Raw genomic sequence first — 26,950 nt, forward strand, 5'->3', positions numbered from 1 at the left:
AGTCGATCATTCACTGGTAAGGGCCGTGACCGGGTCGAGTCGGGCAGCTTTGCGGGCCGGCATGAAGCCGAAGACAACACCGGTGACCAGGGCGCAGCCAAAGGCACCAAGTACCGCTATCAGGGAAAACGCCACAGCGACTTCGCTGAGCATCAGCACACCACCGACAATCAGCGCCAGGGCAATCCCCGCCAACCCGCCGACCACCGAGAGCATCACCGCTTCGGTCAGGAACTGGCGCAGGATGTCGCGCTGACGAGCGCCGGTGGCCATGCGAATACCGATCTCGCGGGTGCGTTCACGCACGGTCATGAGCATGATGTTCATCACGCCAATGCCGCCCACCAGCAGCGAGATCGCAGCAATCGAGCCGAGCATCAGCGACAGAGTGTTTTGCGTATGCGCCTCGGCCTGGATCATCGCCGCGTTGTTGGTCAGTTCGAAGTCTTTCTTGCCATTGTGCAGGCGCAGCATCAGCTGTTCGATGGCCTGTTCCGTCTCCTTGACCTTGCGCGCATCGGCAGCGGCAATCGCGATGTATTCCGGGTTGTGGGTGCCGAATAGGCGCACGCTGGCGGCCGAGTAAGGGATGGCGATGCGGTCGTCGCTGTCGGAGTCGCCGGAGCTGGCGCCTTTTTCCGCGAGCACGCCCACCACCTGGAACGGCACGTTTTCGATGAGAATGTACTGGCCGATCGGGTTGGCGACATTCTTCAGCAGTTTCTGCCGCACCTTGTGGCCAATCACCGCGACGGCTGCGGCGTTCTGTTCATCCGCCTCGGTGAAGTAACTGCCCTCGACCACGGGCCAGTTGAAGATGGCAGGGAAGTTGGTGTCGTTACCGCCGACGTAACTCAAGTGGTCGAGATTGCCGAAGCGCACCCCGGCTTCCTGGCCGTTGACCGGCATGATCCGCGTCACCTGGGGCAGGCTGCCCACCGCCTTGACCTCGTCCAGGGTGACGACGCCCAACGGAGTTCGAGGGTTCGGCGAGGAACCGCTGAGGTAAATGATGTTGGAGCCGAACGCGCCCATCTGCGCCATCACCTGGCGTTTGCTGCCTTCACCGACGGCGAGCATCACCACCACCGAGGCCACGCCGATGATGATCCCCAGCAGCGTCAGCGCGGTGCGAAAGCGGTTGATCCACATCACCCGCCAGGCCGCTTGCACCGCATCCACCAGTTCACCTTTCCAGGCACCGGAGGCTTCGGCGCCCTCGGTCAGGCGCTTGCGCAAGTCCACCGCCTGCAGTGCCCGGGGATTGGCCTCAAGCTGGACCTGGGCGCTGTCGCTGATGATCAGCCCGTCGCGTATTTCTATGATGCGCCTGGCCCGCGCCGCCACTTCGCGGTCGTGGGTGATGAGGATCACCACGTGACCCTGGCTCGCCAGTTCGTCGAGCAAGGTCATGACCTCGGCGCCACTGTGGCTGTCGAGGGCGCCGGTGGGTTCGTCGGCGAGGATGATGTGGCCGCCGTTCATCAGCGCGCGGGCAATCGACACCCGTTGTTGCTGGCCGCCGGACAGCTGGTGCGGGCGGTTGCCGGTGCGCGAGGCCAGGCCCAGGCGCTCCAGCAGGGCCGCGGCGCGGGCGTGGCGCTCGGCGGCAGGGGTGCCGGCGTAGATCGCCGGCATCTCGACGTTTTCCTGGGCCGAGGCGGAGGGGATCAGGTGGTAACCTTGGAACACAAACCCGAACGCTTCGCGCCGCAGCCAGGCCAGCTCGTCACTGTCGAGGCCGGCGACGTTCTGCCCGGCGAACAAATACTCACCCGAGGTCGGGCGGTCGAGGCAACCGAGGATATTCATCAGGGTCGACTTGCCCGAGCCCGACGCACCCACGATCGCAACGAACTCGCCGGCATGGATCGCCAGGTCGATGCCGCGCAACACGTGCACTTGCGGGGCGTCACCGCCGCCGTAGGATTTGCGGATGTCCTGCAGGTCGATCAGGGGCGTCAGCATTCAGCCGCCACTCCCGTCGACCGGTCCGATCAGCAGGTGGTCGCCTTCCTGCAGGCCGTCGAGGATCTGTACCCGCAGGCGATCGCTGATACCGGTGCGCACTTCCCGCTGCTGCAGGCTGCCGTTTTCGGCGACTACCCGGGCGATCTGCTGATCGGCTTGAGTGCCGGCTTGCAGGGCGGCGATGGGGGCGGTGAGGACATTCTTCGCTTGATCGGAGACGAAAAAAACCTGGGTGGTCATCTCCGCCATCAACGCATTGTCGGCGTTGTCGACGTCGAGCAACACCGTGTACAGCACTACCCGCGCGCTGCCGCTTTTGCTTGAGCTGGCCGGGCTGCCGCCGCCCTGGCTGGTCTGGTCGAGGGGTTTGGGTGGCACCGGCAGAATCTGCCGCACGGTGCTGCTCCAGCGTCGAGTGCCGCCGCTCAAGGTGGTGAACCAGGCCTGCATGCCGGGTTTGACGTGACCGATGTCGGCCTCCGACACCTCGGCCCAGACGGTCATCGGTGACAACTTGGCGATGCGCAGAATCAGCGGAGTCTGCTGTTGCGCGTTGAGCGTCTGGCCTTCCCGGGCATCGAGGGCAACGACGGTGCCAGCCATCGGCGCATAGATCCGCGTGTAGCCGAGTTCGGCCTGATCGCTGCGCAGGCTGGCCTGGGCCTGGCGGATCTGCGCCTGGAACATGTCGATGCGCGCCTGGGTGGCGCGCAGTTCCGCCTGGGCCGTTTGCACGTCTTCTTCACGGGTGGCGCCGCCGGCCTTGAGGTGCTGCTGACGCTGGAATTTCTGCCGCGCCAGCTCGTGCTGTGCCCGTTGCTCCTCCAGCTGCGCCTTGAGGTTCTCGATGGAATAGCGTCCGGCGTCGAGCCTGGCCTGTTGCGTGGACGGATCGATTTCCACCAGCAATTGGCCTTCCTTGACCACGTCACCGACTTCCACGTGGATCTTGTGGATCTGCCCGGACGCCTGGGCGCCGACGTCGACATAGCGTCGCGGTTGCAGGGTGCCCAACGCCGTAACGCTGCTTTCGATGTCGCCACGGGAGACCTGCACGGTGGCGAACTTGTCCCGACCAGGCGGGATCATCTGCCAGGCGGCAACAGCGATAACGGGGATCAGACACAGTGCTGCAAGCAGGGCGCGTCGGGTGTGTCGGGGACGTTTCATGCAGGGTTCCGGCCAATGGAAATCGACCCGTCGTGCGCTCTACCGGAAAATATCCGGCAATAATTGAGCGCTGCCGGTATGCCGGCAGAGACGGGGAGCTGTCCTTAATACGAGAAATGCTGCGGCGAATTTAGCCACGGACACATGTGGGCACACATATAGACCAAGACTATTTTTCGGGCAAGACGACGCAATACTTTAAATCTATATGAGAATTACTATAAATTACACGCCTCGCTCTGCCACTATCTTGCCACTGCCCATTTTGGCGGTCCAAAGAGTGGCTCAAGGAAGGAATCCGCACCCGTGCGGACGGGAGTCATGTTGGAGAACTACTATCGTGAGCTGGTGTGTTTCCTGAACGCCAAGCTGGGCAACCGTCAGGTGGCCGAAGATGTGGTGCATGACGCTTATCTGAGGGTACTGGAGCGCTCCAGCACCACGCCGATCGAACAACCCCGGGCCTTCCTCTATCGCACCGCGCTCAACCTGGTGATCGATGACCATCGGCGCAACGCCCTGCGTCAGGTCGAGTCGCTGGAAGTGCTCGATAACGAGGAGCGCTTCTTCACCCCATCCCCGCACAACAGCCTCGACCACGGCCAGCGCCTGGACATGCTCCAGCGCGCCCTGGCGGAACTGCCACGCCTGTGTCGCGAGAGTTTCCTGCTGCGCAAGATCGATGGCCTGTCCCACCCGGAGATCGCCGAACACCTGGGCATTTCCCGGGCACTGGTGGAAAAGCACATCGTCAATGCGATGAAACATTGTCGGGTGCGGATGCGCCAGTGGGATGCGCATTGATCCTGAGTGCCACGCAAAGTAAGTATTAAATTTTGTTTCATTGTCCTCGTTCATTCACAACAGACGACCTGGCACGCGATGTTCAGGTCACCCGGCTTTCCTCCCCGCTGTTGAGGGGTACATCCAGAGGACACTGGAAATGACACAGGCAATTGCATCGCCCATCGTTCACGACCTGATCGGCGTCGGATTCGGCCCTTCGAACCTGGCACTGGCCATCGCCCTGCAAGAACGCGGCGCCAGCCTCGGCGAACTGGATGTGCTGTTTCTGGACAAGCAGGCTGACTACCGCTGGCACGGCAATACCCTGGTCACCCAGAGCGAGTTGCAGATCTCCTTCCTCAAGGACCTGGTGACCCTGCGCAACCCCACCAGCCCGTACTCGTTCGTCAATTACCTCAAGCACCACGGGCGCCTGGTGGACTTCATCAACCTCGGCACGTTTTACCCGTGCCGCATGGAGTACAACGATTACCTGCGCTGGGTCGCCGCGCAGTTCCAGGCCCAAAGCCGTTACGGTGAAGAAGTGCTGACCATCGAGCCGGTGCTGCACAACCAGCAGGTCGAGGCGCTGCGGGTGATCTCCCGCGATGCCCAGGGTCAGCAGCACTTGCGCACTACGCGTTCGGTGGTGGTCAGCGCCGGCGGTACTCCGCGCATTCCCGAGGCGTTCAAGGCGCTCAAGGGCGACAACCGCGTGTTCCATCACTCGCAATACCTGGCGCAGATGGCCAGGCAGCCTTGCGTTGATAACCAGCCAATGAGCATTGCGATCATCGGCGGCGGGCAGAGTGCGGCAGAAGCGTTCATCGATTTGAACGACAGCTTCCCGACCGTGCAGGTAGACATGATCCTGCGCGGCTCGGCCCTGAAGCCGGCGGATGACAGCCCCTTTGTCAACGAAGTGTTCTCGCCGGAATTCACCGACCTGGTGTTCCAGCAGGCCAGCAGCGAGCGCGAGCGGCTGGTCAACGAGTACCACAACACCAACTATTCGGTGGTGGACATCGACCTGATCGAACGTATCTACGGAATCTTCTACCGCCAGAAAGTCTCGGGCGTCGCCCGCCATGCGTTCCGCACCCTGACCACCATCGAGCAGGCCACCGCCACCGAACGCGGCATCGAACTGGCGGTGCGCAACAACGCCACCGGTGAAGTGACGGTTCGGCGCTATGACGCGGTGGTGCTGGCCACCGGTTACGAACGGCAGATGCACCGTAAATTGCTGGCGCCGCTGGAGCAGTACCTGGGCGACTTCGAGGTGGATCGCAACTACAAGCTGATCACCGACGACCGCTGCAAGGCCGGCATCTACATGCAGGGCTTCTGCCAGGCGAGCCACGGCTTGAGCGATACCTTGCTGTCGATCCTGCCGATTCGCGCGGACGAGATTGCCGGGTCTTTGTATGAGCATGGCAAGAACCGCGGGCATAGCCGGTCGGTGGTGGATTTGTTGTTGGCTACAGCCAGCTGATTCCGGGGTGCCGGGAGGCCGCATCGCGAGCAGGCTCACTCCTACAATTGAACTGTGTATGCAGGACAAACTGTAGGAGTGAGCCTGCTCGCGATGAGGCCCTCGCAGACCCCACAAACCACAATCCTGAACCGTCCCTGAAGAACTCTGAAACACCCCGCATATCGCGTTTACTTCCCATAAACGCCGGCGCAAGCTCCTCTCCCGGCTGACCCTGGGAGACCTGCCATGAACCTGACCCTGCTCAAGGAAATCTTCGCCGGATTCCTGCGCACCCGCCATATCGCCCGGCATTTTCGTCGGCTGGCGTTGCTGGAAAACTTCACCGACACCAGCGTCAGCCGCGAAGTACCGCCAACGCTGGCGCAAACCCTGGTGAGCGCTGCCAATTGCGACACCGTGCACTTACTCGACTCCCTCGGCAGCCACCCTGACGGTCTCGACGAACTGCAGGCGGCAACGCTGCGTGAGCAATTCGGGCTCAATGAAGTCGAGCACGAGCAGCCCTTGCCGTGGTGGATCCACCTGTGGCACTGCTACAAAAATCCGTTCAACCTGCTGCTGACCTTGCTCGCGGTGATTTCATGGCTGACCGAAGACCTCAAAGCCGCCGTGGTGATCTTCTCCATGGTGGTGCTCTCGACCTTGCTGCGCTTCTGGCAGGAGAGCAAATCGAACCAGGCCGCCGACGCGCTGAAGGCGATGGTCAGCAACACGGCCACGGTATTGCGCCGTGACCTGCCGCGGATCGAACTGCCGATCAAACTGTTGGTACCGGGAGACCTGATCGTATTGTCCGCCGGCGACATGATTCCCGCCGATTGCCGGGTGCTGGGGGCCAAGGACCTGTTCGTCAGCCAGGCGGCGATGACCGGTGAATCGATGCCCGTGGAAAAATTTCCGCGCCAGCAGGACAACGACAGCCTCAATCCACTGGACCTCGACAACATCCTGTTCATGGGCACCAACGTGGTGTCCGGCACCGCGACAGTGGTGGTTCTCACCACCGGCAACAGCACGTATTTCGGTGCGTTGGCCCAGCGCGTCGGTGCTACCGATCGCGCACCCACCTCGTTCCAGACAGGGGTCAACAAAGTCAGCTGGCTGCTGATTCGCTTCATGTTCGTCATGGCGCCGCTGGTGCTGTTCATCAACGGCTTCACCAAGGGCGACTGGACCGAGGCGCTGCTGTTCGCGCTGTCGATCGCCGTGGGCCTGACCCCGGAAATGCTGCCGATGATCGTTACATCGACCCTGGCCAAGGGCGCGGTGTTCCTGTCGCGCAAGAAAGTCATCGTCAAGCGCCTTGATGCCATCCAGAACTTCGGCGCCATGGACGTGCTGTGCACCGACAAGACCGGCACCCTGACCCAGGACCGGATTTTCCTCGCGCGCAACGTCGATGTCTGGGGCGTTGATAGCGACGACGTGCTGGAAATGGCCTACCTTAACAGCTACTACCAGACCGGCCTGAAGAACCTGCTGGACGTGGCGGTGCTGGAACACGTCGAGATCCACCGCGAACTCAAAGTCGGCACCGCGTTTCGCAAGGTCGACGAGATTCCCTTCGATTTCACCCGCCGGCGCATGTCGGTGGTGGTGGCCGAACATGATCGTGCGCACCTGCTGATCTGCAAAGGCGCGGTGGAAGAGGTGCTGTCGGTGTGCTCGCGGGTCCGTCATGGCGTGGTCGACGAGGCGCTCACCGATGAACTGCTGGCGCGCATCCGCCTGGTGACTGCGTCGTTCAATGGCGAAGGTTTGCGGGTGGTGGCGGTCGCGGCGCGGCCGATGATCGAAGGCCGCGACACCTACAGTCTGGCCGACGAGCAGGAATTGACCCTGATCGGCTACGTGGCCTTTCTTGACCCGCCGAAGGACAGCACCGCGCCAGCCCTCAAGGCGCTGGCAGCCCATGGTGTGGCGGTGAAAGTACTGACCGGCGACAACGAGCTGGTCACGGCGAAGATCTGCCGCGAGGTTGGCCTTGAACAGCAGGGCTTGTTGCTGGGCAACGACGTCGAGCGCATGACCGATGCCGAGCTGGCGCTTGCAGTAGAGGCCTGCAACGTGTTCGCCAAACTCACGCCTTCGCACAAGGAACGCATCGTCCGGTTGCTCAAGGGCAACGGTCACGTGGTCGGTTTCATGGGCGACGGCATCAACGACGCGCCGGCCCTGCGCACGGCGGACATCGGCATTTCGGTGGACAGCGCCGTGGACATCGCCAAGGAAGCGGCAGACATCATCCTTCTGGAAAAAAGCCTGATGGTGCTGGAGGAGGGCGTGCTGGAAGGGCGCCGGACCTTCGCCAACATGCTCAAGTACATCAAGATGACCGCCAGCTCGAACTTCGGCAACGTGTTCTCGGTGCTGGTGGCCAGCGCGTTCATCCCGTTTCTGCCGATGTTGCCGATGCACCTGCTGGTGCAGAACCTGCTTTACGATATTTCGCAGATCGCCATTCCGTTCGATAACGTCGACGAGGAAATGCTCAGGCAACCCCAGCGTTGGCAGCCGGCGGACGTCGGGCGGTTCATGCTGTTTTTCGGGCCGATCAGTTCGATCTTCGACATCACCACCTTCGCGTTGATGTGGTATGTGTTCGACGCCAGGACCCCGGATCACCAGACCCTGTTCCAGTCCGGCTGGTTCGTGGTCGGGCTGCTGACCCAGACGCTGATCGTGCACATGATCCGTACCCCCAAGGTGCCTTTCCTGCAAAGCCGTGCGGCCATGCCGTTGATGCTCATGACCCTGATCATCATGGCCGTCGGCATCTTCCTGCCGATGGGGCCGCTGGCGCACTACTTCAAATTGCAGGCGTTGCCGTCGCTGTATTTCGTGTTCCTGCCGGTGATCCTGCTGGCGTACATGGGGCTGACGCAGGCGGTGAAAGGGTTTTACATCCGCCGGTTTGGCTGGCAGTAACGTCAAAACCTGTGGGAGCGGGCTTGCTCGCGAAGGCGGTGGGTCAGTCGATATCACTGTTGGCTGGCACACCGCTTTCGCGAGCAAGCCCGCTCCTACAGGGAATAGAAAATCATCTCCTACCAGGCAATTACCCTCGCTACAATGCCCGCCATGTCTTGCAGAGGTTCCTATGGTCAAAGCAATGGTGGTAGACGATCACCCGTTCATTCGGGCATCGGTCACAATGCTCCTGCAACAGGAAAACATCGAAGTGATCGCCGAGGCGGATAACGGTGCCGATGCGGTGCAGCGTGCCCGCGAGCACGCGCCGGACCTGATCGTGCTGGACATCGCCATGCCCCGGCTCGACGGGCTGCAAGTCATCACCCGGATTGTCACGCAGCAGCCGCGCTGCAAAATCGTGGTGCTCACCTCCCAGTCGGCGCTGTTCTACGCCATGCGCTGCATGAAGGCCGGCGCCGCCGGGTTCATCTCCAAGACCGATGACCTCGGGGAGCTGATCAAGGCGATCAAGGCGGTGCTGAGCGACTATACGTTTTTCCCCAACCTGGCCTCCAGTTCGGTACGGCGCAGCGATGCCCAGGCCAGCGACCTGGAACTGATCCAGAGCCTGTCCGACCGTGAACTGACAATCCTGCAGCAACTGTCCACCGGCATGAGCAACAAGGAGATCGGCGAAGCCATGCTGTTGAGCAGCAAGACCATCAGCACCTACAAGACCCGCCTGATCGAAAAACTCAACGTGAAATCCGTGGTGTACCTCGCCGATTTTGCCAAGCGCAATCAGTTGATCTGAATGAGCCCGCGCCTTGGAAAATGGCTGGTGGTGTTGCTGTTGTCGGGCAGCGTTCATGTAGCATGGGCCGCAGCAGCGTCTGTGGAAAACCTGCGGGTGCTCGGGCGATCGCAGGTCGATGGCTACCAGGTGGCGCTCGATGAGCCCGACCGGCAATGGCTGCGCGACAAGGGCGTGCTGGTGCTGGGCGCTTCGGCACCGGACTATCCGCCGTTTGGTATCACTGGCACCGGACGCGACTATGAGGGCCTGACAGCGGACTACGCGGCGCTACTGGCCGAACTGCTGCAGGTGCGCATCGAGGTCCGGCGTTATCCGTCCCGGGCCGATGTGGTGCACGCGGTCAAGCAGGGCGAGGTGGACCTGCTCGGCACCTCCAATGATTTCGAGGCGGCGGACCCGCAGCTGATCATGTCCAGTGCCTACGCCGAGGACCAGCCGACCCTGGTGACGCGCATCGGCGACAGCCAGAACGCCACGCCGGACCTGGCCGGAAAACAGGTGGCAATGCTCTACCACTACCTGCCCCCGGAAGCGGTGACCAAGCACTTCCCGAACGCCCGCCTGCAACTCTATCCCTCGACGTTGAGTGCGATAGGTGCGGTCGCATTCGGCACCGCGGATGTCTATCTGGGCGACTCCATCAGTGCCAATTACCTGATCAACAAGAACTACCTGAACAACGTGCAGTTGGCGGCTGTCCTCGATACCAGCGTCAACGACTTCGCCTTCTCCATGCCCCGGGGCAACCCGCGTCTGCTGCGCATCGTCAATGCCGCGCTGGCGGTGATCCCCGCCAGCGAGCGGGTGACCATCCAGCGCCGCTGGAGCGCGGGCGGGGCGAACATGAGCGGGCTGCACGCGCTGCAGTTCAGTGGCGCCGAACAGCGCTGGATGGAGCAGCATCCCCACGTCAAGGTGGCCATCGACGAGAGTTTCCTGCCGCTGTCGTTTTATGGCCAGGACGGCAAGTTCCGTGGCTTGGGCGCTGATGTCCTGGCCAAGGTGGCGCTGCGCACCGGGTTGAAATTCGACATTCAACGCCTGCATACCGTCCCCGAGTTAATCAGGCAGGTCGAATCTGGCCAGGCCGACCTGTTGATCAGCCTGACCCCCAGTGCCGAGCGCGAGCAGTCGTTGCGCTTCACCCGTCCTTATCTCAGCACCCCGTACGTGCTGGTCAGCCGAACGTCCGGCACCAGCCCCGCGACCCTGGACGAGATGGTCGGCAAACGCCTGGCGGTGATTCGCGGCACACCGGTGCGCGACCAGTTGATCGAGCAGTACCCACGCATTGAACTGATCGATGCCGACAATGCCGAGCACGCCATGACCCTGGTGGCCAACGGTCGCGCCGATGCCGCCGTCAGCGCGCTGATCACCGCGCGCTACATGATTTCCCGGCAGTATCGTGACCGGTTGCGCATCACCAGTACGGTCGGCACCACCTCCGCGCGGCTGGGCTTCGCCACCGCCCGGGATGCCAACGAACTGTATTCGATCCTCGACAAGACACTGCTGAGCATCCCCCCGGAGGAACTGGACGAAGTGTCCAATCGCTGGCGCAGCGAAGTGGTGGTGGACGACAGCTACTGGTTGCGCCACCGCGCGGTGATCATTCAGGGCTTTGCCCTGGCAGCCGTGTTATTGCTGCTGGCGCTGGGCTGGATTGCCTATCTGCGCCAGCTGATCGCCAAGCGCAAGCAGGCCGAAGTGGCCCTCAGCGACCAGCTGGAGTTCATGCGCGTATTGATCGACGGCACGCCGCACCCGATCTACGTGCGCGATCGCCAGGCCCGACTGTTGATCTGCAATTCGGGCTACCTCGACGTATTTGGCATCGAGCGCGACGTGGTGGTCGGCAAGACCGTGATCGAGGGCATGTTCAAGAATGTGCAGGAAGCGGCGGTCTATCACCAGGACTACTTGCAGGTGATGCAGGACGGCCAGCCACGGGTCCAGGATCGCCAGCTGACGTTGGGTGCAAACGTGCTGACCATCTACCACTGGATGCTGCCGTACCGCGCCAGCAATGGCGAAGTCAGCGGCCTGATTGGTGGCTGGATCGACATCAGTGAACGCCAGCGCCTGGTGCAGGCGCTGCATGAAGCCAAGGACGAGGCCGACGACGCCAACCGGGCCAAGACCACCTTCCTGGCGACCATGAGCCACGAGATCCGCACGCCGATGAACGCGGTGATCGGCATGCTCGAACTGGCGATGAAGAAGGCCGACCAGGGCGTGACGGACCGCTTTGCAATCGAAGTCGCATCGGGCGCTGCGCGCAGTCTGCTGGACCTGATCGGCGACATTCTGGATGTCTCGCGCATCGAATCCGGGCACCTGAGCCTGACGCCGGAGCGCGCCAACCTGGGCGAGCTGGTCACCGCCGTCGCACGTGTTTTCGAAGGCCTGGCGCGGCAGAAACAGCTGCGCCTGATACTGGAGATGGACCTTGGCGTGCATTGCGAAGTGCTGATCGACCCGCTGCGTTTCAAGCAAATCGTTTCCAATCTGTTGAGCAACGCGATCAAGTTCACCGAGGCGGGCGAGGTGCATCTGCGGGTCAGGGTACAGCCCGGGCCTGACGATCACCTGAGCCTTCGCCTGCAGGTCGCGGACACCGGCATCGGCATTTCCAATGAGGACCAGCAACGCCTGTTCAGCCCCTTCACCCAGGCCAGCAACAATCGCCAGTCGGGTCGCAGTGGTTCCGGCCTGGGGCTGGTGATCAGTCGTACCCTGTGCGAAATGATGGGCGGCCAACTGACCCTGAGCAGCCTGGAGGGCCAGGGTACGCAGGTCGAAGTCAGCCTCGACCTGCCCACGCTGCAACCTTTGGACGCGCCGGTGATCGCGCCGCCGGAACCGGCATCGGCGCATCGCGCGTTAAGCATCCTGGTGGTCGACGATTACCCGGCGAATCGCTTGCTGCTGTCCCAGCAACTGAGCTACCTGGGCCATCGGGTCCGGGACGCCGAGGATGGCGTGCAGGGTTTGCGCGCCTGGCGCAGTCAGGCCTTCGATGTGGTCATCACCGACTGCAATATGCCGCTCATGACCGGGTACGAACTGACCCGGGCGATCCGCGAGGAAGAGCGCACCCGCGGACTTGTCTCCGGCCTGATCCTGGGCTTCACCGCCAATGCGCAGCCCGAGGAAAAACAGCGCTGCCGACTCGCCGGGATGGATGATTGCCTGTTCAAACCGATCAGCCTCGAGGACCTGGGCGCAAGGCTGGCCAGCCTGATCCCGAGTAGCGCGCAGGCAGACTCGATTCCCACGGACGACATTGACCTGAGCGCCCTGCAGCAACTGACCCGAGGGGACGAGTCCTCGATCAAGCGGTTGCTGGATGACCTGGCGTCCAGCAACGATGACGATATGGCGAAATTGATGCGGTTGTTCACACAACACGACGTGCCGGGGCTGGCAAACCTGGCTCATCGGATCAAGGGCGGCGCGCGAATCATCAAGGCCCAAGCTTTGATCGCAGCCTGCGAACAGCTGGAAGCGGCGTGCGACTGCGTGCATCCGGAGCAACTGACCGAGGCCGTTGACCAGTTGCATCAGGCAATGGAGCTATTGGCCCAGCGGTTGGAGTGACAGCTATCCGCTATTGCTGAGCAAATATTTGGGAAATTTCCTACGAAGTTTGGGAAATTTCCTAAATAGCATTCACCGGCCTTTCTGGATAATCGAGCTCCCTTCACCGATGAGCCGATATCTGATGACCAGTCTGCCCCTGCGTGTCCTGGTGCTCGAAGACCATGCCTTCCAACGTTCCGTGGCCGTCAGTATGCTCAAGCAGGCAGGCTGCCTTGAGGTCTTTGAAGCCAGTGACGGCGCGCAGGCGCTCGCGGTTTTGCAGGAGGTCGGCCCGGTGGATATCGCCCTGTGCGATTTGCAGATGGAGGGCATGGACGGCCTGGAATTCTTTCGGCGGCTGGGGGCCGGCGGGCAGGTCAGGTCGGTCATCATCAGCAGTTCGCTGTCGGCGGATCTGCGCCGGGCGGTGCACCAGATTGTCTCGCTGCGGGGCCTCGAACTGCTCGGGGATGTCGGCAAGCCCCTGCACCCTCACGTGCTGCGCCAGTTGCTCGACAAGCACCTCAACGCGCCTGCTGCACAACCTGCGCCGCCATTGCCTGCGCAACTCGCCAGTGAAGAAGAGGTGAGCGCTGCGCTGAATGGAGGCCAGATCCAGTCCTGGTATCAACCAAAATTCCATCTGCAGACAGGCCAGGTCTGTGGCGTTGAAGTGCTCAGCCGCTGGTTGCACCCGGTCAGGTGTGTGCTGTCGCCGGCGGTGTACCTGCCGATTCTGGAACGCTATGGGCACATGGATCAGTTGCTGTTTACCCAGCTGGAGCAGGCGTTGAGCTTGCAGCAGGAGGCCGCAAGCCGTGGGTTTGCCTTGAACATGGCGTTCAACCTGCAGGCGGCGCAGCTCGCCAGCAGCGAGCTGACGGCAACCATCCGCCGCATTCTGGTGCGCCATGCCGCGCCAGGTTCCGGCCTGACCTTTGAACTCACCGAGAGCGGCTTGCTGGAGGCGCCGGCCACCAGCCTGGAAAACCTGGTGCGCCTGCGCATGATGGGCTGCCGGTTGTCCATCGACGACTTCGGCGCCGGCTTTTCCTCGTTGCAACGCCTGTGTAAGCTGCCCTTCAGCGAAATCAAGCTCGACGCCGAGTTTGTCCGCACCCTGGCCCACGAACCGCGCTGTCGGGCGGCCATCAGCAGCACCCTGGCACTGGGGGAAACCCTGGGCATGTCGGTGGTCATCGAAGGCATCGAGACCGATGCGCAGCGTCTGCAGCTGATCTCTCTGGGTTGCACCCATGGCCAGGGATACTGGTATGCACGGCCCATGAGCGGCGAGGATCTGCTCGCCTGGTTGCAACTGCGTGGCGAATCCCCGACCGGCTGATGCACTGGACGGACAAATGGCCGCGCTATTTAGGAAAAGTCCTACAGAAACGTCCGTCGCTCATGCGTAGCCTTGCGCCATCTCGAATTTGACACCCTGCTGGGGGCCTCCTTTGTCGAACAAAGCCTTGCGTATCCTGATTGCCGACGAGCAGCATTTTCAGCGCATGCGAATCGAACGCCTGTTCAATCAGCTCAATTACTACCGGGTAGCTCCTGTCCACAGCCTGGAGGAATTGCAGACCCTGGTCGACTACGGCTGCGAGCCTTTCGATCTGGTAGTGATCAACGCATCGATGGCCGGTGAGGCCTTGGACCTGCTGGATTTTTTCCGTGACAACGCCCAGGTTCGCCACGCGTTCATCTATGACGCTCAGCACGCGAAGTTGCCGTCGATTCCGGCCTGCGAGCAGCAGAAAATCCAGGTCAGTCACTCTGCGTTACCGGATCTGGCATCGATTCAGCGGTTGATGGCACAGGTAGATCCGCGTGTACCGTCCGTCGGGACTGTCATTTCTGTCAGGTAGTTTCCCCTAGTTGCCCATGTCAGAATTTTCGCGCAGCTGCTGCGTATCATCCGGGCGTGTCCCGTGAGCATTCGTTGCTCAATCGTCGAGTTTTTTGTACATGGAGTTTTCATGAAGTCAGCATTGATTGCGGACGATCATCCGGTGGTTATCGCCGCAGTCAAAATTGTTCTCCGCCAGGAAGGATTCCAGCGAATTTACGAGGCCAGTTGCGGTAACGAGGTCATGCCGATGATCCGCGAACACCAGCCAGACCTGCTGGTACTGGATATCTCCCTTCCTCGACTCGATGGGCTGGAAGTACTGGCACGCATCCACGACAGCGGGGAGCGCTGCCGGGTGGTGGTGTTTTCCTCCCACGAAGCGATGTTCTTTCAGGATCGCTGCATTCGCGCCGGCGCCGCCGCCTATGTCGCCAAATCCAACGACCTGCAGCATTTGCACAAAGCCATTCACGCGGTGATGGCCAGCTATACCTATTTCGCCCAGCTCACAAACTCGGTGTCGCTGAGTGCGCTGCAACGCAGTGAAAAGGAGCGTATCGATCACCTGTCCGACCGTGAGTTGACGATTTTTCGCTACTTGGCCATGGGCATCACCAACAAGGAAATTGCCGAAAGGTTGCACCTGAGTCACAAGACTGTGAGCACCTACAAGACGCGCCTGGTTGAAAAACTCGACGTCAAGTCGGCGGTCTACCTGAGGGATTTGGCCTTGCGTAACCGTCTGATCTAAATGAGCGCCTCATTGCGCCGGTGGTGCCTGATTGCCGTATTGCTGCTGAGCCAATGGTTCGGGATCAGCTTCGCCCACGCGCAGGACCCTGCGCAGGTGCAAACCCTGGCGCTGCTATGTCGCTCGGAGGTTGCCGGCTACAGTGCTGGACTAACCGCGAGCGATGCAGGCTGGCTCAAGCAAAAGGGGCGCCTGGTGCTCGCGGTCTCGGCTCCGGACTATCCGCCGTTCGATATCACCACCACAGGCAATTCTCTTGAAGGGCTGACTGCCGACTACGCCGGGTTGCTCAAGCAACTGTTGCGCGTGGACATCGAAGTCCGGCGCTACCCATCCCGCGCGGCAGCGGTACTCGCGATCAAGCAGGGGTCAGCCGATCTGCTGGGCACCGCCAACCGGTATGAAGCTCAGGATCCGCAGCTGCGAATGTCCAGCGCCTACGCGGTGGATCAACCGGTGCTGGTGACTCGCGCGGGCTCCTCGCAGCCCCTCGACCCCCAGCTGGCCGGCAAGCGGCTGGCGATGCTCTATCACTACCTGCCGGAAAATACCGTGCAGGCGTTTTATCCCCAGGCTCAGGTACAGCTGTTCCCTTCAACGCTGGGCGGCGTGGGGGCGGTGGCATTTGGGCAGGCCGACGTGTACCTGGGCGATGCCATCAGTACCCATTACCTGATCAGCGAAAACTACATCAATAACGTGCAGCTGGCGGACTTTTCCCGGCTGGAGTCCGGGCGTTTCGCCTTCGCCATGAAACGCGACAACGAACAATTGCAGCGCATCGTCAACCGGGCACTGGCAGCCGTGCCGATCAACGAGCGCCTGAACATCCTGCGGCGCTGGGGCGCGAGCGGGCCTTCCATTGCCGGCACGCAACCGCTGCATTTCACTGTGGCAGAGCAACGCTGGCTCGATGCCCATCCGCGCTTGAACGTAGCGATCAATGACAATCTCATGCCGATATCCTTCACCGACGGCGAGGGTCAGTTCAGGGGGATCACCGCTGATGTCCTGAGCAAGATCAGCGTGCGCACCGGCTTGAAATTCGACGCCAGACCGGTGAAGTCGGTGGCCGAGATGATCCAGCAGATCAAGTCTGGCCAGGTCGACCTGATCGGCGGAATCAGCCCCAGCAGCGAGCGCGAGGGCGATCTGCTGTTCACCCGGTCATTCATGAACAGTCCTAGCGTGCTGGTGGTTCGTGATGCACCCTGGAGTCCCGCGACGCTGGACGAGATGGCCGGCAAAACACTGGCCGTAACCCAGGGCAACAGCAGCGCCGAGTTCATTCGCCATCATTATCCGCAGATCAAACTGATGGACGCGGCCCTGACTGCGCAAGCCATGGACCTGGTCAATCGGGGCGTCGCCCAGGGCGCGATCAATTCGCTTATCGGCGCACGCTACATGATCTCCCGGGAATACCCGGGGCGGCTGAAAATCACCAGCACCGTGGGTACCGACCCGGCACGCAGTACGCTGGCTACCGGTCTTGACTCACCGGAGCTGCACTCGATCCTCGACAAGGCGCTGCTGAGTATTTCGCCAGAAGAGCTCGAGGATATGCTCCAATACTGGCGCAACGACCTGATGATCGAACCCAGTTACTGGCTGCGCCATCGCCAGGACATTCTCCAGGGGTTCGCGGCCGCTGCGGCCTTGCTGTTGCTGGCCCTGGCGTGGATCGTCTGGCAGCGCCGGCAGATTCGCTTGCGCCAGCAACTGTTGCAACAACTGCAGGAAGCCAAGGACGCCGCCGACGATGCAAACCGGGCGAAAACGACGTTCCTGGCGACCATGAGCCATGAAATTCGTACGCCGATGAACGCCATGATCGGCATGCTTGAAATGGCGCAGAAACGCGCGGAGCAGGGTGTCGCCGACCGCTCGGCAATCGAGGTGGCGTCGACTGCGGCGCAGCAGTTGCTGGCGTTGATCGGCGACATCCTCGACATCGCGCGGATCGAGTCCGGGCACCTGTCGCTGAGCCCCGAGCGGGCGAATCTGCGCAGTCTGGTCGAGTCGGTGTGCCGGGTATTCGAAGGCCTGGCACGGCAGAAAAACCTGCAGTGGCAGGTCGAGCTGGACCCGGGCAGCGACTGCGACGTGATGATCGATCCAACCCGCTTCAAACAGGTGCTGTCCAACCTCCTGAGCAACGCGATCAAATTCACTCCTGCAGGTGGCGTCAGCCTGGCGCTGAGAGTGCAACCTGCTCGCGACGGGCATCTGGCAGTCAGTGTACGCATCGAAGACAGTGGCATCGGCATCAGCGACTTCGATCAGAAGCGACTGTTCAGTCCGTTTGTGCAGGCCGGCAATAACCCACACTCGGGGCGTCAGGGTTCTGGTTTGGGGCTGGTGATCAGTCGTACATTGTGCGAGAGGATGGGCGGCCAACTGTTGCTCGACAGTGCGTTGGGACGCGGCACCCGGATCGCCGTCAGCCTCGATCTGCTGAAGTTGCAACCCCAGCCCGCCAGCGCGATCAGCCCTGTTGTGCGTGCGCCGACCCGGGCCCTGCGGATCCTGGTGGTGGATGATTACCCGGCCAATCGCCTGTTGCTGTCGCGGCAGCTGGGCTATCTGGGGCACCAGGTATTGCTGGCGGAGGATGGCGCGCAGGGGCTGGCGCAATGGCGTGAACATGAGTTCGACGTGCTCATCACCGACTGCAACATGCCGCTGCTCAGTGGTTACGAACTGGCAGGGGCGATACGTGACGAGGAACGTGCGCACGGGGTAGAACCGACGCTGATTCTCGGCTTTACCGCCAATGCCCAGCCAGAAGAACGGGCGCGTTGCCTGGAGGCGGGCATGGATGACTGCCTGTTCAAACCCATCTGCCTGGCCGACCTCAATGCATGGCTGGCGTCGAGGTTTGGCGTTGCGCCTGGCGCTGTCGACTCACCGGGCAATTGCGAGATCGACCTGCGAGGGCTGGAACGGTTTGTCGGAGCCGATCGAGAGTTGATCGACCAGTTGCTGCAGGAGGTGCTGGTGACCAATCGCTGTGATCGGGACGAATTGTTGGTGGCTCATGCCAGTCGCGATCAACAGGCCCTGCGGGTGTTGGCGCACCGCATCAAGGGCGGCGCGCTGATGGTCCGGGCGGGCAACCTGGTCGAGCGCTGCGAGCAGCTGGAGAGTGCCTGTCGGGATGGCAGCCAACAGCTGATCGACGAGGCAGTCGAGCAGCTGCAGCAGACCATGCGCCGTCTGGAACTCAGCCTGGGGTCCTCTTGAAATTGTATGAGCTGTGTAGGAGCTGTCGAGAGAAACGAGGCTGCGATCTTTTGACCTCGCCCTGTGTACATATCCATTCCTGCGGTAACGGCTTCCATTGGTTCCGCTTTTACAGCGGGTCACTTGGAACAGCGCCAAGTAACCAAGCGCTTCTTGCCCCACCACTCGGCACCTCGCTTAGGCTCGGTGTGCCCGCACTCCGGCATTGCTCCGCGGGCCGCCGCGATGGCCCATCCATGGGCCAGCGCAGCTAAACCGGCATCCTTGCCGGTTTACCCGCTACGCAATACCTGCGTTCGGCCAGCGTGGTTAACGGGGCGTCCGCGATCAATAACCGGGCCGTGGCGGCCTTCGGGCCGACCAAGGCATCAAGCCGGCGGGCTGCGCTTTTCTGGTCGTGCACATCCCCCTTGATTTGCGATGGGCACCTGCACAGGCCAGACACCTGTGGGAGCAAAGCTTGCTCGCGATGGACGTCAACGATAACGCTGGAAACCTGACACCCCTCGGCGCCTTCACACTCGTCGCTACAGACACTTACGCAATATCCGCATAACTAAACTCCTCCCCCAGAAAATCAATCAATGCCCGCACCGACGGCAGCAGCCCCCGACGTGACGGAAAGATCGCATGCACAATCCCGCACTTCGGCGCCCACCCCGGCACCAGCTCCACCAACTGCCCCGCAGCAATGTCATCGCGCACCACCACGCTCGGCAGGTGCGCCACGCCCACCCCCGCAAGTACTGCGTGGCGCAGCGCCAACAGGTCGTCGGTGACCATGCGCGGCGCGTGCCGGATCAGCGCGCTGGCGCCCTCGGCACTCAACAGCTCCCACTGATATTCGCGCTGCGCCGCACCCCAGTGCACGCTCGGCAGTCCGCTGAGGTCTGCCGGCGTAGCGGGGGACGACAGCCGTTCGGCGAACTTTGGGCTGCCCACCAGGCACTGAGTACTGTTGCCCAGCACCTTCATCACCATGTCGGTATTTTCCAGCGGTGGGAAGCGCACGCGCAAGGCAACGTCGAACCCCTCGTGGATCAGGTCGACCCGGCGGTTGGTGCTCTCGATGAACAACTCCACCAGCGGGTACTTGAGCATGTAGCGAGTCAGCATCGGTCCGACCCAGGAGTTGAGCAGGGCGGTCGGGCAGCTGATGCGCACAAGGCCCTGGGGCTCGGAGCGGTTGCGCTCGATCAGTTCCGCAGCGCTTTCCGCTTCCACCCGCATGGCCAGGCAACGCTGGTAATAGGCCTGGCCGATTTCGGTCAGCGAACAGTGCCGGCTGGTGCGATGCAGCAAGCGCACGCCGAGGCGCTCTTCAAGCTCGGCTATCGCCGGCTGAGCTTGGACTTGGGCATGTCCAGCGCGCGTCCTGTGGCAGCAAAACCACCATGCTCCACCACCTGAGTGAAGTAGTAGAGGGTATTGAGATCTTCCACCATCGTTCTCCAAATAGAACGCTATGACTGATTTTTGCAGTCTAGCGCAGCAAAGGCTGCGGTTTTAAGCTTTATCCATCGCGTCAAACCACAGTTTCGGAGGCCTCATGAAAAATATCATCGGTATTTACACCAGCCCGCGCAGTCATTGGGTCGGCGACGGTTTTCCGGTCCGTACGCTGTTTTCCTACGACAACCTGGGTAAGCACATCAGCCCGTTCCTGCTGCTCGATCACGCAGGTCCGGCTGAATTCACCCCGACCACGGCCCGCCGTGGCGTTGGTCAGCACCCGCACCGCGGCTTCGAAACCGTGACGATCGTCTACAAGGGCGAACTGGAACACCGCGACTCCACGGGCAGCGGCGGCAAGATCGGCCCGGGTGACGTGCAATGGATGACCGCAGCGTCGGGCATCCTCCACGAAGAGTTTCACTCCGAAGGTTTTGCCAAGAGCGGCGGCACTCTGGAGATGGTGCAGCTGTGGGTCAACCTGCCCGCCAAGGACAAAATGGCCGACGCCGGCTACCAGACGATTCTCGACGACGATATCCCGACCATCGCGCTGAAGAACGACGCCGGCAGCCTGCGCCTGATTGCCGGGGAATTCGATGGCCACACTGGCCCGGCGCGCACCTTTACCCCGATCGACGTGTGGGACCTGCGCCTCAAAGGCGGCAAGTTGCTCACCCTGGATCTGCACGAAGGCCGAAATACGGCGCTGGTTGTGTTGCGTGGCACGGTGAAGGTCAACGGCCTGGAGCTGGTGCGCGAAGGGCAGTTGGCACTGTTTGGACGCGATGGCCACCAGCTCACGCTGGAAGCCAACAACGACGCGGTGGTGTTGCTGCTCAGCGGCGAGCCGATCGACGAACCCATCGTCGGCCATGGCCCGTTCGTGATGAACAGCGAGCAGGAAATCCACCAGGCCTTCGCCGACTTCCAATCAGGCCGCTTTGGCCGGATGAGCGGTTGAACTGATTGCTGCACCGCTGTGGCGCGGCCGGCTCGGGTGACTACGCTTGCCTGGCCGCGATTGATTCAAAAAAACCGAAATCACTGCGCCGGCTTGATCGGCATCGAAAAATAGCGAGGAATACCCCATGACTACTTCCTACAAACGTCTGGACAAGGATAACGCCGCGGTTCTGTTGGTGGATCATCAAGCGGGCCTGCTGTCCCTGGTGCGCGACATCGATCCGGATCGTTTCAAGAACAACGTGCTGGCCCTGGCCGACCTGGCCAAGTACTTCAAGCTGCCAACCATCCTCACCACCAGTTTCGAAACCGGCCCGAACGGCCCGCTGGTGCCCGAGCTCAAGGCGCTGTTTCCTGATGCGCCGTACATCGCCCGTCCCGGCCAGATCAACGCCTGGGACAACGAAGATTTCGTCAAGGCGATCAAGGCCACTGGCAAGAAGCAGCTGATCATTGCCGGCGTGGTGACTGAAGTGTGCGTGGCGTTCCCGGCGCTGTCGGCCCTCGCAGAAGGCTTTGAAGTGTTCGTGGTCACCGACGCTTCGGGCACGTTCAACGAGCTGACCCGTCAATCCGCCTGGGACCGTATGTCGTCCTCCGGCGCCCAACTGATGACCTGGTTCGGCCTGGCCTGCGAGCTGCATCGCGACTGGCGCAACGACGTGGAAGGCCTGGGCACCCTGTTCTCCAACCACATCCCGGACTACCGCAACCTGATGACCAGCTACAACACGCTGACCAATAACAAATAAGCCCGGCACGCACATCGCCCCTTGTAGGAGCTGCCGAAGGCTGCGATCTTTTGATCTTTCCAGATCTCAAAAGATCGCAGGCTTCGCCAGCTCCTACATTGCGTGCGATGTTTGCTTCAACGAGTCCTTGCCGGAGCTCCTCGATGTTGTCATTGCTCACCGATCACCCGCTGTACTGTGCGCTGGCCCTGATCCTCATCGACCTGGGACTGTGGCGCCTGATCAGTGCCAATGGCAGCAACTGGAAACTGATGGTGCGGCTGGTGATCTTCTCGCTGTTCAGCGCCCTGCTGTTCAACGAAGGCCTGAACCCGCTCGAACCTGCTCCCTGGGCCGATAACGTGCCGCTGCACCTGGCCGCAACCGGCTTGCAGATTGGCTGGTGGCTATTCGGCGCACGGACCCTGACGGTATTGATCGGCGCCGCAATGATGCAGCGGGTAGGGCACACCGGGCGCCTGCTTCAGGACTTGCTCGGTGCCGTAATCTTCCTGATCGCAATCATTGCCGCCCTGGCCTACGTCCTCGATCTGCCGGTCAAGGGCGTGCTGGCAACCTCCGGCGCCCTGGCGATCATCGTCGGCCTGGCGCTGCAAAGCACCTTGAGCGACGTGTTCTCCGGGATCGTCCTCAACACCACCAAACCTTATCAACTGGATGACTGGATCTCCATCGACGGCACCGAAGGCCGGGTCACCGATATCGACTGGCGCGCCACTCGCCTGCAGACAGCCCAGGGCAGCATGGCGGTGATTCCCAACTCGCTGGCGGCCAAGGCGAAAATCATCAACTTCAGCCGGCCGAGCGACATCTTCGGCGTCTCGATCAGCCTGCAACTGAGCCCGCATGCGCGACCGCAAAAAGTCATCGATGCCCTGGAGCGAGCCATGCAGGGCTGCCGTTACCTGTTGGCCAAACCGGCACCCTGCGTGGCCCTCAAAGGTTCGAACGCAACGGGTGCGGAGTACGAAATCAGCGGTTTTGTGGTGTCGATGGACCAGAAACGCATGGTGCGCAATCAGCTTTTCGACCTGGCGTTCCGGCACCTGCAGGCGTCCGGTGTGAGCCTGCTGTCAAGCGTCGAACCCAACGCTCCGGCGAGCCTGTCGCGACCACTGGCATTGCTCGACAGCTCGAACATCTTCTCGACCTTGCGCCAGGAAGAGAAAGAAACCTTCAGCCAGAACATGAAACTGCATAACTTTCGCGCCGGCGAATTGATCTTGCCCGCAGGGGAGGTCAGTGATCATCTGTTCATCATCGAATCGGGCGTAGTGTCCGTCGAGCTCAGCCGCGACGGGGTCAAGTTCGAGTCCGGACGCATGGGCCCCGGCGAGGTCATCGGCGAGGGCGGAATTCTCTCCGACACCGCACTGCCGGCAGACTTCACCGCCAAGACCTTCTGCAGCCTGTACCGCATCGAAAAGGACTACCTCAAACCCTGCCTGGATGCCCGCCACGACATCAGCGAAGCAATGACGGCGCTGCTCGACTACCGCCTGAACAAGGCCCGGACCCTGACCCAGGAAACCCCAAAAGCACCACAGAAAAAAGGCTTCCTGCAATGGCTACGCCGCCGCAACGAAGCCTAGCCAAGCCCGTGCAGCCGCCCCACCCCCTGTAGGAGTGAGCCTGCTCGCGATGAGTCCATCAAAACCACCGCAAACCCAAACAAGCACCCCCAATGGCCTACCCAACTTCTGAAATATTGGCTATTTGTAACAACCCAAGACAAGACTAACGTAGCTCCACACCCACTTGTACCCGGACCCCAAAATGCAACCTCGCATCGATTTCTACACCGCTTCCCCAGACGCACTCAAAGCCATGATCGCCCTGGAAACCGCCGTCTCCAAACTGCCGCTGGAAAAAACCCTGATCGAACTGGTCAAACTGCGCACCTCGCAAATCAACGGCTGCGCCTTCTGCCTCGACATGCACAGCGCCGACGCCCGTAAAGGCGGCGAAGCCGAACGCCGCCTCTACACCCTGTCCGCCTGGCGCGAAACCCCCTTCTTCACCCCGCGCGAACGCGCCGCACTGGCCTGGACCGAATCCCTGACCCTGCTCAGCCAGACCCACGCGCCAGACGAAGACTACGAACAACTGGCCGCCGAGTTCAGCGCCAAGGAAATGGTCGACCTGACCGTAGCGATCACCACCATCAACAGCTGGAACCGTTTGGCGGTGGGCTTTCGCAAGATGCCGCAGGACTGATCAGCGTCCGGCCATCACAGGATTGAACCTGCCCATTGCGCAAAGCCCACTCCGGTGGGCTTTTTGCTTGGAGGTGGTGTGAATGACATTTGGCCATCATTGCCGATAGCCGCACTTCCGAGAAAAAGTTGCTTGGTGTAATGGGTATACTGATACTATGCCGTAGTAACAACGTAGCTACATTTTAGCAGAAGGGTGATACCATGGCCGCAGTACTGAAAACCACTGATGTGCGTTGCCGCATTGAGGAGGATTTAAAGGAAAGCGCCACTAATGTGCTCAAGGCGTGTGGCCTGAGTCTCAGCGACGCTATGCGCCTTTTTCTCCGCCAGGTTGTTGCAACGCAAGGGCTGCCTTTCGAGGTGCGTGTCCCTACGGAAAAAGCTGCCCGTGCTTTAACGCAGGCTGCCGAAATCCGTAGTCGGTTCGATTCGATAGACGAGCTGTTCAAGGATCTCGATGGCGAAGTCGAAAAACCCGCAGGCAAACGAAAAACGCGCGCCGCTCCCAAAGCGGACTGATTGCACGGCTGAATTCAAGAAGTCGTGGGAGCGCTACAACCGCGCCGGCCGCCGCGATATGCAGGAAGTCCGCGAAGTCATGCGGCTGTTGTGGATGGGCGAGGTGCTTCCCCCTCAATACGTCGATCATGAGCTGAATGGCGAATGGGCCGGATGCCGTGAGTGCCATATCGGTGGTGATTTTTTGCTGATTTATTCGGTGAAAAAGGACGATGTGATATTTATCGAGCTGGGCAGTCATGCTGAGCTGTTTAAGTAGTGTTGGTTGATCCTTAAGACACCCGGTAGGCGCGTGTTCACAGCCTTTGGGATATGTGCTCTAAATCACTCAAGCCTTCACACTATCCAGTGTGAGGGCTTTTTTGTAATCGCGAAGAACACATGGAGCCTGGTAATTAGCAGGCGGCGTCCGAACCCTGAATTCGAATAGGTATGATGTCGGGCATTCCAACCCTATCAATGCCCATCCGCCGAAGGCGCCGCCGTTGGCTGCACCTTGCGCATCAACGGCACCATCGCCGTCGCAATCACAAAACACACCATAATCATCAAAAACGCATCCCCATAGGTCTGCGTCTGCGCTTCCCTGTACGTCAGCAACCACAACTGCCGCAAACTGGCCGTCACGCCAATATCCCCGCTCTGGCCCAAGGCGGCAAAGTTATGACCAACCTGAGACAGCCACTGATTCAACGCCTCGTTTGTGCTGTTGAGGTTCTCCGCCAGGCGGGTGAAGTGCAGGTTGGTGCGGTCGTTGAGGATGGTGGCGCAGGCGGCGATGCCGATGGCGCCGCCGAGGTTGCGCATCAGGTTGAACAGGCCCGAGGCATGTTTGAGTCGCGCCGGGGCCAGGCCGCCGAGGGTCAGCGTTACGGCAGGGGGCACCGCCAGTTGCTGGGCGATGCCGCGCAGGGCTTGCGGCAGCATCAGTTCCTTGGCGCCCCAGTCGTGGGTGATCGGGCTAAAATCCCGCATCGACAGGGCGAACAGGCCCAGCCCCGTCATCATGATCCAGCGCAGGTCGATGCGGTTGGCGAGGAAGGCGTACAGCGGAATGGCCAACACCTGAAACACTCCCGTGGAGAACACCGCCAGGCCGATGTCCAGCGCACCGTAGCCGCGCACCCGGCCGAGGAACAGCGCGAGAAACAGCATGCTCAGGTAGTCGGCGCCCTTGAGCAGCGACAGTTCCGGTTGGTCGATTTTCACCAGCATCGGCACCGCCACGGCGACGAATATTCCCGGAACCAGGTTGATGTAGAACAGCCAGTGCCACGATGAAATATCGGTGAGGTAGCCGCCAATCACCGGGCCCAGTGTGGGCGCCAGGGACGCCACTGCACCGATGGTCGCGGGCTGGCGAAGGCAAAGACCTTGGTCGCCGTGGTCATCGCGGCGGCATCGAATGGCTGCGCGGGAGCGGCGAGGGCCCGGCTCTTGGTGCGCTGGCCACGGCGGGTGTAACCGGTTCAACACGGGTGTCCACTTCGGCCCGCACCGACAACGCAGGGCGCAGATGGCCGAGCACGCCGTCGGCCGGGTCGAGCAGGATGCGCACCGGCACCCGCTGCACGATCTTGGTGAAGTTGCCGGTGGCGTTCTCCGGGGGCAGCACGCTGAACTGTGAGCCACTGGCCGGCGCGAGGCTGTCCAGACGGCCATGGAAATCACGGTCCGAGAGCACGTCCGCATGGATGACCACGCGCTGGCCGGGTGTCATGTGCGCCAGCTGGTCTTCCTTGAAATTGGCATCCACCCACAGCCCGCTGGCCGGCACTACCGACAGCAGTTGCGAACCGGCCTGGGCATAAGCGCCGGTCCGCGCCCGACGATTGCCGACCACGCCATCTACCGGCGCCTTCAATTCGGTGTAGCCCACATTCAGTTGCGCCAGATCACGTTCGGCACGGGCCTGGATCAAGGCAGCGCGGGCTTGCTGTTTCTGGGTTTCGATGACATTGAGTTGGCGTTGCGCAGCGAGCAATTCGGCCTGGGCCCGGGCGCCGAGTGCTTGCGCCGTTTTAAACGAGGCGTCGACGCGCTGGGCGCTTTCCACTGACACCGCGTTGCTGCTCACCAGCCTTCTGTAGCGCAGGTTGTCATCGCGCGAGCGCGCGGTTTCGGCGCTGGTGGCATCGATCCCGGCGCGTGCCTGGCCGATCACTGCGTGCTGCAGTTGTTCGGTGGCATCAAGGTTGGCCAGCAAGGCTTGTTCGGCGGCGACTGCACCTTCGGCCTTGGCCAGGCTGGCGCGGTAGTCCCGCGAGTGGCAGCGGATAATTATTACGATTGCAATATGATGTATATAATATTTTACCGCGATTTGTTTTTCCTACCGACTGTCAGATGGACGCTGCCGCGCGTAGGGGAATTCGTGGAGACGACGTAGGAAAAAAGAAGAAAAAACGCAGGGCGTACAGGTCAGGTTATACAAAATGTTAGATGTGTTT

At 61.4% G+C, this 26,950-nt stretch carries 17 protein-coding genes and 3 pseudogenes; 15 read left to right on the top strand and 5 right to left on the bottom strand.

Features of this window, described 5'->3' with window-relative positions; genetic code table 11:
• Window positions 1–6 precede the first annotated feature (6 nt).
• Together ACYZTK_RS23650 and ACYZTK_RS23655 are read right to left on the bottom strand one after the other, a co-directional pair.
• The gene (locus ACYZTK_RS23650) at window positions 7–1,968 is read right to left on the bottom strand and encodes a MacB family efflux pump subunit (protein WP_462012031.1); all 1,962 of its coding nucleotides are present in this window, start codon (window positions 1,966–1,968) and stop codon (window positions 7–9) included.
• On the bottom strand, window positions 1,969–3,141 hold the full coding sequence (locus ACYZTK_RS23655) for an efflux RND transporter periplasmic adaptor subunit (RefSeq protein ID WP_462012032.1): 1,173 nt from the start codon (window positions 3,139–3,141) through the stop codon (window positions 1,969–1,971). It lies immediately after the preceding gene.
• 321 nt (window positions 3,142–3,462) lie between these two features.
• Between ACYZTK_RS23655 and ACYZTK_RS23660 the strand changes: the two genes are divergently transcribed.
• The 9 genes from ACYZTK_RS23660 to ACYZTK_RS23700 all read left to right on the top strand — a co-directional run bounded on the left by ACYZTK_RS23660 (window position 3,463) and on the right by ACYZTK_RS23700 (window position 18,592).
• On the top strand, window positions 3,463–3,945 hold the full coding sequence (locus ACYZTK_RS23660; RefSeq protein ID WP_462012033.1) for a sigma-70 family RNA polymerase sigma factor: 483 nt from the start codon (window positions 3,463–3,465) through the stop codon (window positions 3,943–3,945).
• 139 nt (window positions 3,946–4,084) lie between these two features.
• Complete coding sequence (locus ACYZTK_RS23665) at window positions 4,085–5,422, top strand: lysine N(6)-hydroxylase/L-ornithine N(5)-oxygenase family protein (protein ID WP_462012034.1); 1,338 nt, start codon at window positions 4,085–4,087, stop codon at window positions 5,420–5,422.
• 228 nt (window positions 5,423–5,650) lie between these two features.
• Window positions 5,651–8,353 carry a magnesium-translocating P-type ATPase gene (gene mgtA, locus ACYZTK_RS23670; protein WP_462012035.1) on the top strand — a complete coding sequence of 901 codons (2,703 nt, stop codon included), beginning with the start codon at window positions 5,651–5,653 and terminating at the stop codon, window positions 8,351–8,353.
• A 172-nt stretch (window positions 8,354–8,525) separates the two neighbouring features.
• Window positions 8,526–9,152, top strand: coding sequence for a response regulator (locus tag ACYZTK_RS23675; RefSeq protein ID WP_462012036.1), 627 nt, complete (start codon window positions 8,526–8,528; stop codon window positions 9,150–9,152).
• Window positions 9,153–12,758, top strand: a complete 3,606-nt coding sequence (locus ACYZTK_RS23680; RefSeq protein ID WP_462012037.1) for a transporter substrate-binding domain-containing protein — start codon at window positions 9,153–9,155, stop codon at window positions 12,756–12,758.
• 124 nt (window positions 12,759–12,882) lie between these two features.
• Entirely contained in the window at window positions 12,883–14,085 is a 1,203-nt protein-coding gene (locus ACYZTK_RS23685; protein WP_462012038.1) for an EAL domain-containing response regulator, read from the top strand.
• A 112-nt stretch (window positions 14,086–14,197) separates the two neighbouring features.
• A complete protein-coding gene (locus ACYZTK_RS23690) occupies window positions 14,198–14,611 on the top strand; it encodes a PleD family two-component system response regulator (protein WP_462012039.1) in 414 nt (137 codons plus the stop codon).
• 111 nt (window positions 14,612–14,722) lie between these two features.
• Entirely contained in the window at window positions 14,723–15,346 is a 624-nt protein-coding gene (locus ACYZTK_RS23695; protein ID WP_462012040.1) for a response regulator, read from the top strand.
• Window positions 15,347–18,592, top strand: a complete 3,246-nt coding sequence (locus tag ACYZTK_RS23700; protein WP_462012041.1) for a transporter substrate-binding domain-containing protein — start codon at window positions 15,347–15,349, stop codon at window positions 18,590–18,592.
• Between the two features lie 537 nt (window positions 18,593–19,129).
• Here ACYZTK_RS23700 and ACYZTK_RS23705 read toward each other — a convergent pair.
• Window positions 19,130–20,037: pseudogene (locus tag ACYZTK_RS23705) on the bottom strand (LysR substrate-binding domain-containing protein).
• A 104-nt stretch (window positions 20,038–20,141) separates the two neighbouring features.
• Here ACYZTK_RS23705 and ACYZTK_RS23710 point away from each other — a divergent pair.
• The 6 genes from ACYZTK_RS23710 to ACYZTK_RS23735 all read left to right on the top strand — a co-directional run bounded on the left by ACYZTK_RS23710 (window position 20,142) and on the right by ACYZTK_RS23735 (window position 24,759).
• Complete coding sequence (locus ACYZTK_RS23710) at window positions 20,142–21,008, top strand: pirin family protein (protein ID WP_462012042.1); 867 nt, start codon at window positions 20,142–20,144, stop codon at window positions 21,006–21,008.
• A gap of 127 nt (window positions 21,009–21,135) precedes the next feature.
• Complete coding sequence (ycaC, locus tag ACYZTK_RS23715) at window positions 21,136–21,762, top strand: isochorismate family cysteine hydrolase YcaC (protein WP_462012043.1); 627 nt, start codon at window positions 21,136–21,138, stop codon at window positions 21,760–21,762.
• Between the two features lie 143 nt (window positions 21,763–21,905).
• Window positions 21,906–23,354: a mechanosensitive ion channel domain-containing protein gene (locus ACYZTK_RS23720; RefSeq protein WP_462012044.1), complete on the top strand. Its 1,449-nt coding sequence runs from the start codon at window positions 21,906–21,908 to the stop codon at window positions 23,352–23,354.
• Window positions 23,355–23,538: 184 nt separating this feature from the next.
• Window positions 23,539–23,979 (top strand): carboxymuconolactone decarboxylase family protein, encoded by a 441-nt coding sequence (locus tag ACYZTK_RS23725; RefSeq protein ID WP_462012045.1) that lies wholly within the window; start codon window positions 23,539–23,541, stop codon window positions 23,977–23,979.
• Between the two features lie 203 nt (window positions 23,980–24,182).
• The gene (locus tag ACYZTK_RS23730) at window positions 24,183–24,500 is read left to right on the top strand and encodes a type II toxin-antitoxin system RelB/DinJ family antitoxin (protein ID WP_462012046.1); all 318 of its coding nucleotides are present in this window, start codon (window positions 24,183–24,185) and stop codon (window positions 24,498–24,500) included.
• Window positions 24,439–24,759, top strand: a complete 321-nt coding sequence (locus tag ACYZTK_RS23735) for a type II toxin-antitoxin system YafQ family toxin (protein ID WP_462012048.1) — start codon at window positions 24,439–24,441, stop codon at window positions 24,757–24,759. The genes ACYZTK_RS23730 and ACYZTK_RS23735 overlap by 62 nt, the downstream gene beginning before the upstream one ends.
• A gap of 197 nt (window positions 24,760–24,956) precedes the next feature.
• Here ACYZTK_RS23735 and ACYZTK_RS23740 read toward each other — a convergent pair.
• A pseudogene (locus tag ACYZTK_RS23740) lies at window positions 24,957–25,853 on the bottom strand (MFS transporter); the annotation flags it as partial.
• A 34-nt stretch (window positions 25,854–25,887) separates the two neighbouring features.
• A pseudogene (locus tag ACYZTK_RS23745) lies at window positions 25,888–26,778 on the bottom strand (HlyD family secretion protein); the annotation flags it as partial.
• Window positions 26,779–26,950: the final 172 nt, after the last annotated feature.

It is taken from the genome of Pseudomonas sp. LB3P31 (assembly GCF_054897945.1).

What these genes read in the sequence shown, in the direction of transcription:
- ACYZTK_RS23650 (WP_462012031.1), bottom strand. Translation starts at nt 1,968, where the DNA reads ATGCTGACGCCCCTGATCGACCTGCAGGACATCCGCAAATCCTACGGC.
- ACYZTK_RS23655 (WP_462012032.1), bottom strand. Translation starts at nt 3,141, where the DNA reads ATGAAACGTCCCCGACACACCCGACGCGCCCTGCTTGCAGCACTGTGT.
- ACYZTK_RS23660 (WP_462012033.1), top strand. Translation starts at nt 3,463, where the DNA reads ATGTTGGAGAACTACTATCGTGAGCTGGTGTGTTTCCTGAACGCCAAG.
- ACYZTK_RS23665 (WP_462012034.1), top strand. Translation starts at nt 4,085, where the DNA reads ATGACACAGGCAATTGCATCGCCCATCGTTCACGACCTGATCGGCGTC.
- mgtA (WP_462012035.1), top strand. Translation starts at nt 5,651, where the DNA reads ATGAACCTGACCCTGCTCAAGGAAATCTTCGCCGGATTCCTGCGCACC.
- ACYZTK_RS23675 (WP_462012036.1), top strand. Translation starts at nt 8,526, where the DNA reads ATGGTCAAAGCAATGGTGGTAGACGATCACCCGTTCATTCGGGCATCG.
- ACYZTK_RS23680 (WP_462012037.1), top strand. Translation starts at nt 9,153, where the DNA reads ATGAGCCCGCGCCTTGGAAAATGGCTGGTGGTGTTGCTGTTGTCGGGC.
- ACYZTK_RS23685 (WP_462012038.1), top strand. Translation starts at nt 12,883, where the DNA reads ATGACCAGTCTGCCCCTGCGTGTCCTGGTGCTCGAAGACCATGCCTTC.
- ACYZTK_RS23695 (WP_462012040.1), top strand. Translation starts at nt 14,723, where the DNA reads ATGAAGTCAGCATTGATTGCGGACGATCATCCGGTGGTTATCGCCGCA.
- ACYZTK_RS23700 (WP_462012041.1), top strand. Translation starts at nt 15,347, where the DNA reads ATGAGCGCCTCATTGCGCCGGTGGTGCCTGATTGCCGTATTGCTGCTG.
- ACYZTK_RS23710 (WP_462012042.1), top strand. Translation starts at nt 20,142, where the DNA reads ATGAAAAATATCATCGGTATTTACACCAGCCCGCGCAGTCATTGGGTC.
- ycaC (WP_462012043.1), top strand. Translation starts at nt 21,136, where the DNA reads ATGACTACTTCCTACAAACGTCTGGACAAGGATAACGCCGCGGTTCTG.
- ACYZTK_RS23720 (WP_462012044.1), top strand. Translation starts at nt 21,906, where the DNA reads ATGTTGTCATTGCTCACCGATCACCCGCTGTACTGTGCGCTGGCCCTG.
- ACYZTK_RS23725 (WP_462012045.1), top strand. Translation starts at nt 23,539, where the DNA reads ATGCAACCTCGCATCGATTTCTACACCGCTTCCCCAGACGCACTCAAA.
- ACYZTK_RS23730 (WP_462012046.1), top strand. Translation starts at nt 24,183, where the DNA reads ATGGCCGCAGTACTGAAAACCACTGATGTGCGTTGCCGCATTGAGGAG.
- ACYZTK_RS23735 (WP_462012048.1), top strand. Translation starts at nt 24,439, where the DNA reads ATGGCGAAGTCGAAAAACCCGCAGGCAAACGAAAAACGCGCGCCGCTC.